Here is a 13,606-nt window from a genome sequence, read left to right on the forward strand (position 1 = left end):
CCGCCCAGCCGCAATCCCCGCAGGACCCGAGTCAGCCGATGAGCGATGCCGGCGAACAGCTCGGGGACCAGGAGCCCGAGGCGAACCAGAGCCAGCGCGAGGCCGCGCGCCGCTTGCTCAAGCTCTACTGGAAGCTCGTCCAGGCCCAGGCCGGCATGAGCTCCCAGACCAACACGGCGGCACTCGAAGCGCTCGAGGACGCCACGCGCGATGCGCTCGAGGTCTCCCTGCGCGAAGAAGCCCACGAGGAGGAGACGGCGCGCCACCTGCGCCAGGGCCGGCGCCCGGATCGCCTGCGCGAGGCCGCGCGCCGGCAGATGGGTCTCTACCAGTCGATGGAGCAGGTGCGCGAGGCGATGAGCGAGGCGGCCAAGCTCACCTTCGGGGTCAGCCGCGAGGCCCTGCGCCAGAGCCAGGAGGCGCTCGAGGCGATGGCGGAGAGCGTCGCCGAGCTGGAGGCGGGCGAGGCGGAGGCGGGCGTCGCGAGCGCCGGCCGCTCGGTGGGGCATCTCAACGTCGCCGTCGTCGAGTTGCTGCGCGGCACGCGCATGCAGGGCGCCGGCACCGGCGCTTGCCCCAACCCGGGCTCCGCCATGCAGGAGCTGATGCGTCGCCAGGAGAAGCTGAACCAGGAGAGCCGCGGCCAGGCGGACCGGCAGGGCGGCGGCCTCTCGCTCGAGCAGCGCGCCGGCATGGCGCGCCTGAAGGCCGAGCAGCGCGCGATCCGCGAGGGCGTCGAGGAGATGATGGGCCAGGACGCCGACCAGCTGCTCGGGCGTCTGGACAAGATCGTCGAGGACATGCAGGAAGTGGAGCGCGACCTCGAGGCCGGCCGCCTGGACGCCGAGACGCTGCGCCGGCAGGAGAAGATCTTCGAACGCCTGCTCGACGCCCAGCGCTCCGTGCAGCGGCGCGACTTCAAGCCGGAGCGTCGCAGCGAGTCCGCCGGCGAGCTGGCTCCGCTCTGGCCCGATGCCGAGGACGGCCGCGATCCCCTGGCCAAGCTGCGCGAGGAGATCCGCCGCGGCCTCGGCGAGGCGGCCCCGCCCGAGTACGAGGAGCTGATCCAGGAGTACTACCGCTCGCTGCTGGAGCGCCAGGACAGCGCCGAGCCCCTGCCATGAGACCGCCGCCGCCCGCTTCCCGCGCGCCGCGCCGCGCACTCGCCTTCGCCCTGCTCGCCGGGCTCGCGCTGCTGCCCACCCGCGCCGCGCTCGCCCAGGGCACGCTGGAACCGGTGCCCCGCCCGGCGCCGCAGTCCCTGCGGCCGGTGCGTCCCTCCGATCCGCAGTCGAACCTGGCGCGCGAGATGCTCCAGGCCCAGCAACTCATGAAGCGCGACCCCGAGGCGGCGCACGCGCAGCTCGAACCCCTGCTTGCCCGCCACCCGGAGCACGCCGAGCTGCAGTACCTCGTCGCGCGCGCCTGCCGGCTCACGGGGCGCCTCGCGCCGGCCGAGCGGCTCCTGCGCTCGCTGCGCGAGCGCTACCCCGAGGCGCAGGGCTATCTCGGCGAGCTGGCCCTGGTCCTCCTGCGCGCGGGCAAGGATGAGGAGGCGAAGGCGCTGCTCGCCGAGCTCTATCGCCAGGGCCCCCCGCGGGCCGGCTCCTACGAAGCGGCGGCGAGCCTGCTCCTCGATCAGAGTCGCCCGGACCTCGTCGAGGCGATCTACCGCGAGGGCCTCCTTGCGCTGCCGCTGGCCGACGAGGGGGGCCGCCTGCGGCTCGTCCGTCGCCTGCTCGAGCTGTACAACCTGACCGACCAGCCCCTGCACACCCTGCGCCTGCTCGCCGAGACGAGCGCCCAGCTCAAGGAGCCGGGCCTGCGCGAGGCCCTGCTCGACGAGGGCGAGCGCTTCCTCGCCGAGGCGCCGGAGCCCGCGCGTCTCCTGCCCCTGGCCGACAGCCTCGCGGCCGGACCCAGCGCACCGCGGCTGGCGCCGCTGCTCCGGCAGATCTACCTCGCCGTCGGCGACCACGCGCGCTTCGCCGATGAGGTGCTGCGCGCCCCGCAGCCCGCCGGCGCCCGCGCGCACTGGCTCTACGGCGAGGGCTTGCGCTGCCTCGAGGACAGCGATCGCGGCGGGCCGGACGCGGCCGCGCGGCGGCGCGCCGCCGCCGATCGCCTCTTCAGCGCCGGCCTGGCAGAGGCCAGAACCTCGCCGTCCCTGCGGGCGATGCTGCACTACCAGCTCGCGCGCCTGCGCCTGGAGGAGGACGCCGAGGCCCGCCTGCGCGGCACGCCGCCAACGCCCGCGGCCACGGCCGCCCTGCGCGCCCTCCTCGCCGACCTGCGGCGTGAGCAGCCCGGCGGCGAGTGGGCGACGCGCGCCCTCATCGACGAGCTGCACCTGCTGCGGGATCGCCTGGGCGAGGCGGCCGCCGCCGATTCGCTGCTGCGAGCCTGGCTGCTCGAGCCCGAGCGGGGTCGCTCGCCGATCATCGAGGCGGCGCTCGAGCTGGAGCTGGGGGAGAACCTGCTGGCCGCCGGCCGCTTCGCCGAAGCCAAGGGCCACTACGAGAGTCTGCTGCGGCCCGAGCGGGGCGGCGAGACGCAGCCCGGCCTGATCGCCTGGGCGCGCTTCCGCAGCGCGGAGCTGCTCCTGCTCGCCGGCGACGCGCAGGCCGCGCAGGACAGCCTTGCCGCACTGGCCGAGACCGATCCCGGCGCGGCGCTCGCCAACGACGCCCTCGACCTCGCGCTGCTGCTGGCCGAGGCCGCCAACTGGCCCGAGAGCGTGCGCGCGCGCCTGCTCGCCGCCTGCCAGCAGGAGTTCGGCGGCGATCCCGCCGGCGCGGCCGCGCTGCTGCTCGGCTTCGCGGCCGAGTACCCCGAGGACGAGGCGAGCCCGGCCCTGCTCTACCGCGCCGGGCAGCTCGAGCTGCGCGCGCTGCGCGGCGCGGCGGCGCTCGCGGCCTGGCTCTTGCTGGCCGACCGGCATCCTGACGACCAGCGCGCACCCCAGGCCCTCGAGCAGGCGGCGCGCCTGGCGCTGCGCCTGGGCGACGCGCCGCGCGCGCGCACCCTGCTCGCGCGCATCCTCGCGGAGCACCCGGACTTTCGCCTCCGGCCCAGCCTGCGGGATCTTCAAGATCTGCTCAAGGAGAACGCATGAGACGGCTCCTCCCGCTCCTGCTCGCGCTGGTCGCCGGCGCCCCGGCCGCCCGCGGCGATCTGCTGGTGCCCATGGACCTGGAGCAGACCGATCACCTGCGCGCCTACGGCCTCGCCTACCACCGCCTGCAGCAGCAGGAGACGGCGCTCTGGCTGCTCAACTACCGCGGCGGCTCCTTCCTGCTCACCGACTCGGAAGCCGCGCGGCGGGAGGCCGTGCGCCTCGGCGTGCGCGTGGAGCCCGTCAGCGAGGGCCAGCGCGCGGCGATCTTCGGCACGATCGAGAAGAGCAACATGGAGAAGGTGGTGCTCGAGAAGGCGCCCGAGGTTGCCATCTACAGCCCGCCCACGGCGCAGCCCTGGGACGACGCCGTGATGATGGCGCTCGCCTACGCCGAGATCCCCTACACGGTGGTCTACGACCAGGAGGTGCTGGCCGGGCGCCTCGCCGACTTCGACTGGCTGCACCTGCACCACGAGGACTTCACGGGGCAGTACGGCAAGTTCCTCGCGCTCTACGGCAGCACGCCCTGGTACCAGCGCGACAAGCTGGTCTCGGAGCAGATGGCGGCGGCCGCGGGCTTCCCGAGCGTGAGCGAGCACAAGAAGGCGGTCGCGCGGGCGATCCGCGCCTACGTCGAGCGGGGCGGCTTCCTCTTCTCGATGTGCAGCGCGACGGACAGCATCGACATCGCGCTGGCGGCCGAGGGCGTGGACATCGTGGCGGCCGAGTTCGACGGCGATCCGCCGGATCCCGACTGCCAGGAGCGCCTCGACTACACGCGCGGTTTCTGCTTCAAGGACTACCAGCTGATCACGAGCCCGATGGTCTACGAGTTCAGCGACGTCGACGCCACGAACACGGCCCGCCTGCGCGGCCGCGGCGGCGACTACTTCACGCTCTTCGAGTTCTCGGCCAAATTCGATCCCGTGCCGACGATGCTCGTGCAGAACCACGTCGCCGTCGTCGAGGGCTTCATGGGCCAGACGACGAGCTACTACCAGCGCTTCCTGCAGGAGCACGTCACCGTGCTCGGCGAGGTGGAGGGCGCCGGCGAGCTGCGCTACATCCACGGCTCGCGCGGGCAGGGCACCTTCACCTTCCTCGGCGGGCATGACCCCGAGGATTACGAGCACCGCGTCGGCGATCCGCCGACCGACCTCAGCCTGCACGTGCACTCGCCGGGCTACCGGCTGATCCTCAACAACGTGCTCTTCCCGGCGGCCGAGAAGAAGGAGCGGAAGACCTAGGCGGCCTCCCGCCCAGTGTTGGACGCTAGGAGCAAGCGTATCTACGTGAAGGGAGGTGGCGAGTCATGAACACACGGGTCATGCTCGGGTCGGCGATCCTGCTCACTACCCTGGTGCTCTTCGCTGGATGCGGGGGCGGGGACTCACCGTCGGGGCCGGGGAACGGCGGCTCGACACCCAACATCACGAGCATTCTTCCCTCGGGGGCGGCGCCGGGAATCCCGATCCAGATCAAGGGCGCGAACTTCGACAGCGCTCCAGGTACGGTCACGGTGGGGGGCTCGGCAGCCACGGTCGCGTCCTGGAGTCCGACAGAAGTCGCGTGCACGATTCCGCAGGGACTCCCGCAGGTCATCGGGATCAGCGTCGAGTTGACGACAGCCGCGGGCAAGACGGCGCAGTCGACCATCGACATCACCCCACCCCACACGTACCGGGTGACGGACACCTCGGCCATGGACCACTACCCGTGCTGGTCGGGGGGCGGGGACTGGATCTACTTCAGCTCAGTGCTCCCAGGTAGCTCGAACTGGGACATCTATCGGATACCCGCCACCGGTGGCGTGGCGACACGGGTCACCTTCGATGACGAGCCGGACTTCTACCCCGATATGAACTTCAGCTCGGGGGAACTTGCGTGGAGCTCGCAGATGACTCACGTCAACAACTCCGACAACGACTACGAGGTCTTCTATGGATTCCCGGACTGCCTCCAACCGGGGTCGGGGTGCACGATCAGCATGCTCACTCGCAACACCTCGCGCGATCTCGATCCGGCCTGGGCGCGCACCGTCCACGCGGGCTATGAGCTCGCGTACACACATGAAGACACCCTCCCGTCTGGGAGTTTCGCCGCCTGGAAGGTCTGGCTCCATTCGAACACCGGCACCGTCGAACTGACCGAGGGCCGGCAACCGGGCTTCTCGCCCGACGGGACCTGGGTGGTGTTCAACCATGAGGACAACATCTACAAGGTGCCCACCACCGGGGGAACGCCGGAGCAGCTCACCGACACCGACCACGACTGGTATCCGAACTGGGGACCCGATGACCGCATCGTGTTCCAGCGAACCAACGGCGCCACCGCCGAGGACATCTTCGTGATGAACGCCGACGGGTCCGGCGTTGCGCCCATGGTGAACACGCCCAACTACGAGTACTGTCCCAGCTGGTCGCCCGACGGGAAGAAAGTCGTCTACTACGCCAACGTCATGGGGCAGTTTAACATCTACGTCTACGTGGTGCCCTGACGAGCGGTGACAGCGGCGGCGATCGACATGGCGGACGTGACGGTGCTCGCGGCGTCCTACGGTACGCAGGAGGGCGCCGCCGCCTACGACAACGACTGCGACGTGGGGCCGACGGACTCGCATCTGGGTGACGGCATCCCCGAGACGGACAGCCGGGTCAACTTCGAGGACCTGATGATCGTCGCCCTGACCTACGACGACGGCTCGCCGCAGCCGGCGGCGACGGGCACGGCAATGGCGCGACTGACCTGGTACCGGCTCGACGAGTACCGCTGGGCCTTGGGTCTGCTCGAGCCCTGCCGGGACCTGAAGGGCCTGAGCCTGCGTCTGGACCTGCCGGCCGCGGTCACGGTCGCGGTGACGGCAGGCCCCCTGCTGGCCGAGCAGGAAGGCCCGTACTTCCTGAAGGGCGGCGAGGACCTGAGCGTCGGCCTGGCCATGCTGGGTCCGGAGACGACGATCCGCGGCGAGGGCGAGCGGCTGCGCGTCGAGTTCTCGGCGCCGCTGTTGCCGGATCCGCCGGAGATCGTCTGCCGCAGCGCAAGCAACGAGGCGGTGGAGTTCACGCTGGAGGAGACGGCGATCGCCGAGCTGCCGACGCGCTACCAGCTGGTGGGCAACTCGCCGAATCCCTTCAACCCGAAGACGAGCATCCGCTTCGATCTGGTGGACGCGCAGGCGGTCCGCCTGGCGATCTTCGATCTGAGCGGGCGCTGCGTGCGGATGCTGCTGGACGAGTCGCTGCCCGCGGGCGCCCATGCCGTGGCCTGGGACGGCCGCGACGCTGCCGGACAGGCGCTGCCTTCCGGCGTGTATCTGTACCGCATCGAAGCCGGACCGCTCCGCGAGACGGCCAAGATGCTGTTGCTTAGGTAGGAGCCGCGATTCACTTAGAGGGGGGGGGCGTGCTGCGCCCCTCCACCCGAAGCCCGTCGGGATCAGCCTTGTCGGCGGCGGCCCAGACGATCGACTGGCCGCACATCCGGGATGGGGACGGGTCAACGACAGGGAGTCATCTTACTCGGCCAGCCTTGCCGCAAACCTTCGCTGGATCCGTCCTGGTTGCGCGCTCCGTGCGGCGCGCGCATAGAGGACCAGGAGGGAATCCAGGTCGAGGCATCTTCTAGCATTCGTGCTTGCATCCTTCACCCTGCTTGCGCTCGGCTGCTCCGAACTCGAGCGGCCGGCGCCGCTTGTGCCCGCGGGCGAGGGATCGGTCGCCGCGATCGATGCCGAGGCCCTGGCCTGGGATCTCCCCGCAGGTGACGCCCCGCTCCTCAGGAGCGGGGCGTTTCAGCGATTGACTGGCCGGGCCAGGCCGACCATGCTCGCTCCATCCCGAACGGAGGGGAGGAGATGAAGCGATGGGGATGGGTGCTGCTGGCGATGGTGTTCGCGTTCCCGGTTCTTGCGGCGGAATCAGCGCCGCCGCCGATGCAACCGGCGCTGCTGGTCATCGATGTGCAGAACGCCTTCCTGCCCTACATGGCCGAGCAGGACAAGCGCATCGCGCCGCTCACCGTCAACGGCGCGATCTGACTCCTCCGCACGCACGAGTTCCCGGTGATCCGCGTCTCCCACACGGACCCGAACTGGGGCCCGGCGCCGGACCCTGAAGGCGATGCTGGACGGCGCGCAGCTCGCGGAGGCCGCGGCCGGCAAGGACTGACAGGGCGACTCCGCGCGCAATCTGCCGCGCGCGGAGCGCCGGGGCGGCCCCGGTCTGCACCAGCGACCTCGACTACCAGAAGTAGTCCCCGAAAGCCTGCATCGCCAGGGCCTGCGCGAAGAGCAGCACGGAGAGCAGGCGCGCCGGGCGCTCCCGGGCAATGGCCGGCGCCGCCAGGATCGGCAGCAGGAGCAGCGGCAGGATGAACAGGCAGCCGCGCGCCGTCTCGCCGGTCTTGTAAGCGCCGGCAAGGAGCGCGCCGGCGAGACTGAGCAGACCGCCGCGCGTCCACTCTCGCCACTCGCCCCGCCGGGCCCGCCAGCCTTGCCAGGCGAGCGCGATCGCGAAGGGCCCGAGGAAGAGCAGGATCTCCGCCACGTCCTCCACGCGCGTTGAGACATAGGATAGGGGATCGGCGAGCAGGAGCCAGCCCTCGCGATTGTCCAGGCGCGCAGCGCTGATGCCGGCCTGCCAGTAGTCGAAGCCGACGAGGGGCCGCAGCGCCGTGAGCGCCAGCCCCGCCGCAAGCGCGAGCAGCGCGCTGCGCCAGAGCGTGCGCCGGCTGCGCAGCTCCACCCAGGCCAGCACCGGCAGCAGGTAGAGGAAGGCGAAGGTCAGCCAGGCCGCGACGAGCAGCCAGGCGAAGGCAGCCAGGAGCCGGGGCCAGGCGCGCTCCGGCTCGAAGCAGCGCAGGCAGCCGAGGAAGCAGCCTGCGATCAGGGCGTCCAGGCTGGCGACCGCGTAGATCTGCACTGCGGGCAGCAGGAAGAAGAGCCAGGTGCCGAGAGCAGCGCGCTCGGCGTCGAGGAAGCGGCCGAGGAAGCCGTGGAGGAGCCAGCCGCCGAGCAGCAGCGAGCCGAGGGCGAGCGCGAGGCCGATCAGGGCCGGCGCCGTGAGCAGGCGCGCGAGCGCCCAGAAGAGCAGCAGGGCGCCGGGCGGATGCGTGGCCGCGTGATTGCGCAGCCGCGGCTGGATGGCGTTGAAATCGTGGAGGGCCTCGCCGGGGCCGCTCAGCTCGATCGCCGCGTGGTAGTACTGGACGCCGATGCCGTCCGAGAGCCCGGCGATCGGCCTGGCGTAGCCGCCTTCCCAACCCTGGCCAAGTGCGGAGGCGAGCACGATCAGGCTGCCGCCGCCAACCACGGCGAAGCGGCCCCGCCGCCAGAGCTCGAACCTCAGGGCGATGGTGAAGAGCGCCGCCGCCGCCGCGAAGCCCAGCCAGTGGGCCGGGGCCGGCCAGCGCGGCTTGAAGATGCTCAGCGGCCAGTAGTGGGCGGCGTTGAAGTGGGTGACTTGCTTCCCGAGAAAGACGGCGCCCACGCCTGCCGCCCAGGCAGCGAGGAACAGCGCGGCTTGGCGCAGCAGGGTCCGGAACGTCACCGGCGATGCCTCCCGGGGCCAGGCGCAGATTCTTAGCAGGGGCTCGCCGCAGGGTCCAGCGCTCTCGGCGCCGCGGTCCCCGGGGAACCGCGGCGCCCGGCCTTCCCAGTGCTGGGAGTCCGCGTCGCTGACGCAGTCTGCGCGCGCGGTCGCGCTACCTGAGCAGCGCCAGCTTCCACTGCCCGGCGGCCTGCCCGTCGGCGACGAGCGCCGCCAGGTAGAGCCCGGAAGGCAGCGCACGGCCCTGCGCGTCGCGGCCGTCCCAGGCCGCGCTGTGCCGCCCGGCGTCCAGCGGGCCGGCAAGCAGGCTGCGCAGGCGCCGTCCGGCGAGATCGTAGATGGTCAGCTCCACCCGCGCGGCCGCGGGCAGGGTGAAGGCGAGTGTCGTCTGCGGGTTGAAGGGATTCGGGAAGGCGTTCAGCGCGCAGGCCGCCGGTGCCGTCCCGACGGCCGACTCGTCGCTGCACTGCGGCAGGAAGATCTCGAGGCGACCCCACTCCGCAGCCTGGTAGACCCGGCCCGCGCCCAGCGCCACCGCGCGCGGCTGGGCGCTCGTGGCGCCGGTACCGATCAGGCGCGGCGCGGTCGGCGCGGCGATGTCCACCACCTGCAGACCCGTGTAGGGGCTGGCCACGTAGAGCAGCTCGCCGTCGACGGCCATGTCGTAGGCGTCCCCGGGCAGGACGTAGTCGCAGACCCAGCTCGGTGCCGCGGGATCGGCGACGTCGATCACCTGGAGGCCCACGCCAGCACGGGCCATGTAGACGTAGTGCGAATGGCGGGCGATGCCGCCCGGTTCGCCGCCCACCCAGTCGCTGCCCACCACGATCGGGTTCTGCGGATCGCTGACGTCCAGGATGTGCAGGCCCTGGTTCCAGCCCGCCACGTAGAGCAGCGGATACTCGGCGACGATCTGGCCGGGCATCCACATGGACCACTCGGTGGAGATGTGCACCGGGTTGGCCGGGTCGCTGATGTCGACGATCCACACGCCATCCCAGCTCACCGAGACGTAGGCGTAGTCGCCGTGCACCGCCAGTCCGTTGACGATGTCGGTGAGGGGCAGCGAGCCCAGCAGGGCCGGCGCGCCCGGATCGCCGATGTCCACGACGTAGAAGCGGAACGAGTTGTCGGTCACGAGGGCGAGCTCGCCGGCGAGGGCTACGTGATAGGCCGTTTGGTCGGTGGCCAGTTCGCCCAGGAGCACGGGCGCGTCCGGGTCCGCCAGATCGAGGATCTGCAGCCCCGGCCCGCCGTGGGTGACGTAGGCGAGCCCGCCCTGGATCGCGATGTCCGTGGGGCCCCAGCCGGGGCAGGTCCAGCTCGCCGTCTGCAGCGAGAAGGTGGGCTGGCTCAGGTCGACGACCTGAAGACCGCCGATGCCGGCCGCCACCCAGTCGATGCCTTCTCCGATCGCGACGCCGAAGGCACCCTCGCCCGCGAAGACCCCGATGCCGAGACCCACGCGGCAGGCGAGGGCGGGCGCCGCGGGTGTGGAGACATCGATCACGTGCAAGCCCTGCGCGTGCGCGATGTGCACGTAGGGCCACTCGACTTCGAGCCGGCGGTCGTAGACGAACTCCTCGTTGAGGTCCAGGCTGCCGACTTCGAGCGGCGCGGCCGGAGTCGTCAGGTCGATCACGTGCAGGCCCGAGGTATCGCCGAGCAGGTAGGCGTGCGTACCCTCGACGGCGACGTCGCTCGTGTAGCCCGGAGAGGGCAGCGAACCGAGAAGCGCCGGCGCCGCCGCGTTGCCGACGTCGACGACCGCGATCCCGTAACTGCCGACGGCGAGGCAGGCCAGGTTACCCTGGACGGCCACCCTGGTCGGATAGCCGGCGATGGGGACGCTACCGACGATCGCAGCGGATGCCGGTACCGCGATGTCGACGACCTTCAGCCCGGCGTGGTCGGCGACGTAGGCGTAGTGGCCCGCGATCGCGACACCGAAGACGTAGCTGCCGGTTGCGACCGTGCGCACGAGGGAGGGCGCCGCCGGATCGCTGACATCGAAAACCTGCAGGCCGGCCTGCCAGTCGGCAACGTAGGCGTGGCCGCTGGCGTAGGCCACGTCGTCAGCATAGTCGGCCGTCGGCAGGGTGGCGAGGAGCTGGGGCCAGGCCGGATCCTGGAGATCGACGACCTTGAAGCCGTACTCGCCGCAGGCGAAGTAGCCGGTGTCGCTGGCCACGGCGACGGCGCGGGCGCCGTAGACGTTCACGCTGCCCATGACGTGGGGGGTGTCGGCGTAGTCCCCGCAATCCTGGGCGAGGGCCAGGCCGATGCCCAGGCCGGCGACGAGGCTGATGGCGAGCAAGAGACTGAGCGGCGGGCTAGAGCTGGGGTGGCGCATGCGATCCTCCTTCGGCGACTGTGATGGCCACAGTCTCGCCGAAGGCCGTTACGCGGGCGTTACGCCGGCTCCGGAATCGGGATTGGCGAACCGCTGCCGGCCGGCTAGGATGCCGCCTCGGGAGGAGCGGCATGCACATCACTCCAGACGAGGAGCGCCGCATCGAGGCGGCGGCCGAGCAACTCGAAGCGCGAACCGGCGTGCAGGTGCTCGCGGCCGTCATCGGCAAGGCGGACCACTACCCGGAGGTCCCCTGGAAGGCCTTCGCGCTGACCACGGCGCTCGCCGTGCTCGCGCTCGCCGACGACGCGGCGGCCGGCGAGAGCGAGCCCGCGCTCTTCGAGGGCCCCGACCTGTCGATCATGGAGCGCATCCTGATCGGCGCCTTCGTCCTCTTCATTGTCTACCTCGTGGGCTTCCCGATCGCGAAGCTGCTCGTCTCGCGCGCCTCCTGGTACGGCACGGCGCGCAAGGCGCTGAAGACGAAGGGCACGGCCAGGATCGGCGGTTTCACCTTCGGCGGCAGCGGTTCGGGTGGCGGCTCGCGCAGTTCTGGAGCTCGGGTAGCAGCGGCTTCTCGGGCGGCGGCGGCCGCTCGGGCGGGGGCGGGGCCTCGGGAGGCTGGTAGGGGCGAGGACGGCGGGAGGGGACTTGCTCGCAGCTTGACACACCATGATATCCTGGTATAATCACCAGCGTTCACTGGTAAAGGGGGCGCATGCAAGCCCAGGCGCAGAAGCTCTTCGGAAGTCGCCGACGCACGGAGACGCTCATCCTGCTCGCCCTGCTCGGCGAGAGCCACGCAAGTGAACTCGCGGCATTGCTGGGGGCGAGGCTCTTCGCCGTGCAGACCATCCTGGCCGCTCTCGAGAAGGAGGGCATCGTGGCGAGTCGCCTCGTGGGCCGCGCGCGGCGAACCGAGCTCGATCCGCGTCACTTCGCCCACCGGGAGCTGAAAGCCCTGCTGCTGCGCCTCGCGCAAGCCGAGCCGGAGCTGCAGGCGACGGCCGCGGCGCGCCGCAGCCGGCCGCGCCGCCCGGGCAAGGTGCAGTGAGCATCACCGCCGAGAGCAGCCTGCGCGAGGTGGCCTTCGCAGTCTGTACCGCGCTCCATCAGGCGGGCAGCACGGCCGTGCTCACCGGCGGCAGCGCGGCGACCGTCTACGCCGAAGGGGCCTATCAGTCGCGCGATCTCGACTTCGTGCTCACCGTCGCCGCCCCCGGGGGCGCCGAGGTGCTCGCGGCTCTCGGCTACCGCCTCGTCGGGAACGTCTACCACCACGCAGCGAATCCTCTCACGCTCGACTTCCCACCGGGCCCCCTGATGGTCGGCGGGGAGATCACCCGCGCCTGGGACACCTTGCACGAGGGCGCGGCGCTGCTGCACATCCTGAAGCCGACGGACTGCTGCCGGGATCGCCTCGCCGGCTTCCTCTTCTGGAACGACCGCGGCAGCCTCGCGCAGGCGCTCGCCGTCGCGCGCGCACAGCGCGAACGCATCGAACTGCCGGTGATTCGCGCCTGGTGCGAGCGCGAGGGACAACTGGAGAAGTTCGCCGAGTTCGTCGCCGCGGCGGAGTGACCACGTGTACAAAACCCGCCGCCTGAGGCCGACGGCTAGCGCGCCAGCGCCTTCGCGGCGGCGCTGCGCCCGGCGGCGGTCAAGTGGAGCCGCTCGGCCGTCCGCGTGATCAGGCCGCCCCGCTCGGCGAGCGCCACCACGCGCGCCGTGAAGGTCGGCGTCCAGCCGACGTGGGCCCCCTGCAGATGGTCGACGCGCGACTCCTCCGCCTCGTCCGCGTCGCCCTCGTGCTGCGCGAGGTGGATGGCGAGCATCGTCTGCGCGAACTCCCACTTCTGACGCCGGCGGCGGGCCAGCTCGGCGAGCAGCCCGCGCCGCGGCGCGGCGAGGTAGACGACCGCGAAGACGAGCCCGCTGGCCACGGCCATCGCGCCGGCGATCGAGGCATCGAGCGCGATGGCCCCCGCGTAGCCGAGCGCCGCGGCCAGCGCGCCGAGGGCGCCGGCGATCAGGAGCAGCAGGCCGAGCCGGTCCGTGAGCAGGTAGGCCGCGGCCGGCGGCGCGATCATCAGGGCGACGAGCAGGATCAGGCCCACCGCGTCGAAGGCGCCCACCGCCGTCAGCGAGACGAGCGTCACGAGCCCGTAGTGGATGAGCGCCGGCGAGAGGCCAAGCGTGGCGGCCAGCCCGGCGTCGAAGGTGGCCAGCTTCAGCTCCTTGAAGAAGAGCGTCACCGCCGCCAGGTTGATCAGGGTGATGCCGCCCATCACCCAGAGATGCCGGGGGCCGAGGTCGCGCCCCGCCACGACGAGGCGGTCGAAGGGCGCGAAGGCCAGCTCGCCGAGCAGCACGGCGTCCGTGTCCAGGTGCACATTGCCCGCATGGCGCGTGATCAGGACGATGCCCAGGCTGAAGAGGGCCGGGAAGACGAGGCCGATCGCTGCGTCCTCCTTGAGCCGGCCGCTGCGGTGGAGCAGCTCGACGAGCACGACCGTGAGCACGCCCGTCGCCGCGGCGGCGAGCACGAGCCAGGGCGAACTGAGATCCTTGACCACGAAGAAGGCGATC

At 71.5% G+C, this 13,606-nt stretch carries 12 protein-coding genes; 9 read left to right on the forward strand and 3 right to left on the reverse strand.

Annotation, left to right across the window (positions count from 1 at the left end; all coding sequences use genetic code 11):
- The first annotated feature begins 38 nt into the window (after positions 1 to 38).
- From FJ251_07850 to FJ251_07875, 6 genes are all read left to right on the forward strand, one after another.
- The gene (locus FJ251_07850) at positions 39 to 1,124 is read left to right on the forward strand and encodes a hypothetical protein (protein MBM4117647.1); all 1,086 of its coding nucleotides are present in this window, start codon (positions 39 to 41) and stop codon (positions 1,122 to 1,124) included.
- Positions 1,121 to 3,115 carry a tetratricopeptide repeat protein gene (locus FJ251_07855; protein ID MBM4117648.1) on the forward strand — a complete coding sequence of 665 codons (1,995 nt, stop codon included), beginning with the start codon at positions 1,121 to 1,123 and terminating at the stop codon, positions 3,113 to 3,115. Before FJ251_07850 ends, FJ251_07855 begins: the two co-directional genes overlap by 4 nt.
- Entirely contained in the window at positions 3,112 to 4,365 is a 1,254-nt protein-coding gene (locus tag FJ251_07860) for an asparagine synthetase B (GenBank protein MBM4117649.1), read from the forward strand. The genes FJ251_07855 and FJ251_07860 overlap by 4 nt, the downstream gene beginning before the upstream one ends.
- A 65-nt stretch (positions 4,366 to 4,430) precedes the next feature.
- Entirely contained in the window at positions 4,431 to 5,615 is a 1,185-nt protein-coding gene (locus FJ251_07865; protein ID MBM4117650.1) for a hypothetical protein, read from the forward strand.
- A 27-nt stretch (positions 5,616 to 5,642) separates the two neighbouring features.
- Positions 5,643 to 6,491, forward strand: a complete 849-nt coding sequence (locus FJ251_07870) for a hypothetical protein (GenBank protein ID MBM4117651.1) — start codon at positions 5,643 to 5,645, stop codon at positions 6,489 to 6,491.
- Positions 6,492 to 6,971: 480 nt separating this feature from the next.
- Complete coding sequence (locus FJ251_07875) at positions 6,972 to 7,154, forward strand: hypothetical protein (GenBank protein MBM4117652.1); 183 nt, start codon at positions 6,972 to 6,974, stop codon at positions 7,152 to 7,154.
- A gap of 202 nt (positions 7,155 to 7,356) precedes the next feature.
- Here FJ251_07875 and FJ251_07880 read toward each other — a convergent pair whose 3' ends face one another.
- Positions 7,357 to 8,664 carry a hypothetical protein gene (locus FJ251_07880; GenBank protein ID MBM4117653.1) on the reverse strand — a complete coding sequence of 436 codons (1,308 nt, stop codon included), beginning with the start codon at positions 8,662 to 8,664 and terminating at the stop codon, positions 7,357 to 7,359.
- A gap of 154 nt (positions 8,665 to 8,818) precedes the next feature.
- Complete coding sequence (locus FJ251_07885; GenBank protein ID MBM4117654.1) at positions 8,819 to 11,017, reverse strand: hypothetical protein; 2,199 nt, start codon at positions 11,015 to 11,017, stop codon at positions 8,819 to 8,821.
- Between the two features lie 131 nt (positions 11,018 to 11,148).
- On the opposite strand from FJ251_07885, the gene FJ251_07890 reads away from it, so the two are divergent.
- The 3 genes from FJ251_07890 to FJ251_07900 are packed head-to-tail and all read left to right on the forward strand — an operon-like array spanning position 11,149 to position 12,598.
- Positions 11,149 to 11,706: a hypothetical protein gene (locus FJ251_07890; GenBank protein ID MBM4117655.1), complete on the forward strand. Its 558-nt coding sequence runs from the start codon at positions 11,149 to 11,151 to the stop codon at positions 11,704 to 11,706.
- Positions 11,707 to 11,735: 29 nt separating this feature from the next.
- A complete protein-coding gene (locus FJ251_07895) occupies positions 11,736 to 12,071 on the forward strand; it encodes a helix-turn-helix transcriptional regulator (GenBank protein ID MBM4117656.1) in 336 nt (111 codons plus the stop codon).
- Positions 12,068 to 12,598, forward strand: a complete 531-nt coding sequence (locus FJ251_07900) for a hypothetical protein (protein MBM4117657.1) — start codon at positions 12,068 to 12,070, stop codon at positions 12,596 to 12,598. Before FJ251_07895 ends, FJ251_07900 begins: the two co-directional genes overlap by 4 nt.
- Before the next feature lie 35 nt (positions 12,599 to 12,633).
- Here the strand turns inward: FJ251_07900 and FJ251_07905 are convergent.
- The coding region (locus FJ251_07905) for a metal ABC transporter permease (GenBank protein ID MBM4117658.1) at positions 12,634 to 13,606 on the reverse strand (973 nt) is incomplete at its 5' end.

The organism is bacterium (assembly GCA_016873475.1).
Taxonomy (GTDB): domain Bacteria; phylum Krumholzibacteriota; class Krumholzibacteriia; order JACNKJ01; family JACNKJ01; genus VGXI01.

Bases quoted from the DNA above. Each gene is read 5' to 3' on its own strand.
- FJ251_07860 (MBM4117649.1), top strand. From the start codon at position 3,112: ATGAGACGGCTCCTCCCGCTCCTGCTCGCGCTGGTCGCCGGCGCCCCG.
- FJ251_07885 (MBM4117654.1), bottom strand. From the start codon at position 11,017: ATGCGCCACCCCAGCTCTAGCCCGCCGCTCAGTCTCTTGCTCGCCATC.
- FJ251_07870 (MBM4117651.1), top strand. From the start codon at position 5,643: ATGGCGGACGTGACGGTGCTCGCGGCGTCCTACGGTACGCAGGAGGGC.
- FJ251_07855 (MBM4117648.1), top strand. From the start codon at position 1,121: ATGAGACCGCCGCCGCCCGCTTCCCGCGCGCCGCGCCGCGCACTCGCC.
- FJ251_07890 (MBM4117655.1), top strand. From the start codon at position 11,149: ATGCACATCACTCCAGACGAGGAGCGCCGCATCGAGGCGGCGGCCGAG.
- FJ251_07865 (MBM4117650.1), top strand. From the start codon at position 4,431: ATGAACACACGGGTCATGCTCGGGTCGGCGATCCTGCTCACTACCCTG.
- FJ251_07895 (MBM4117656.1), top strand. From the start codon at position 11,736: ATGCAAGCCCAGGCGCAGAAGCTCTTCGGAAGTCGCCGACGCACGGAG.
- FJ251_07875 (MBM4117652.1), top strand. From the start codon at position 6,972: ATGAAGCGATGGGGATGGGTGCTGCTGGCGATGGTGTTCGCGTTCCCG.
- FJ251_07850 (MBM4117647.1), top strand. From the start codon at position 39: ATGAGCGATGCCGGCGAACAGCTCGGGGACCAGGAGCCCGAGGCGAAC.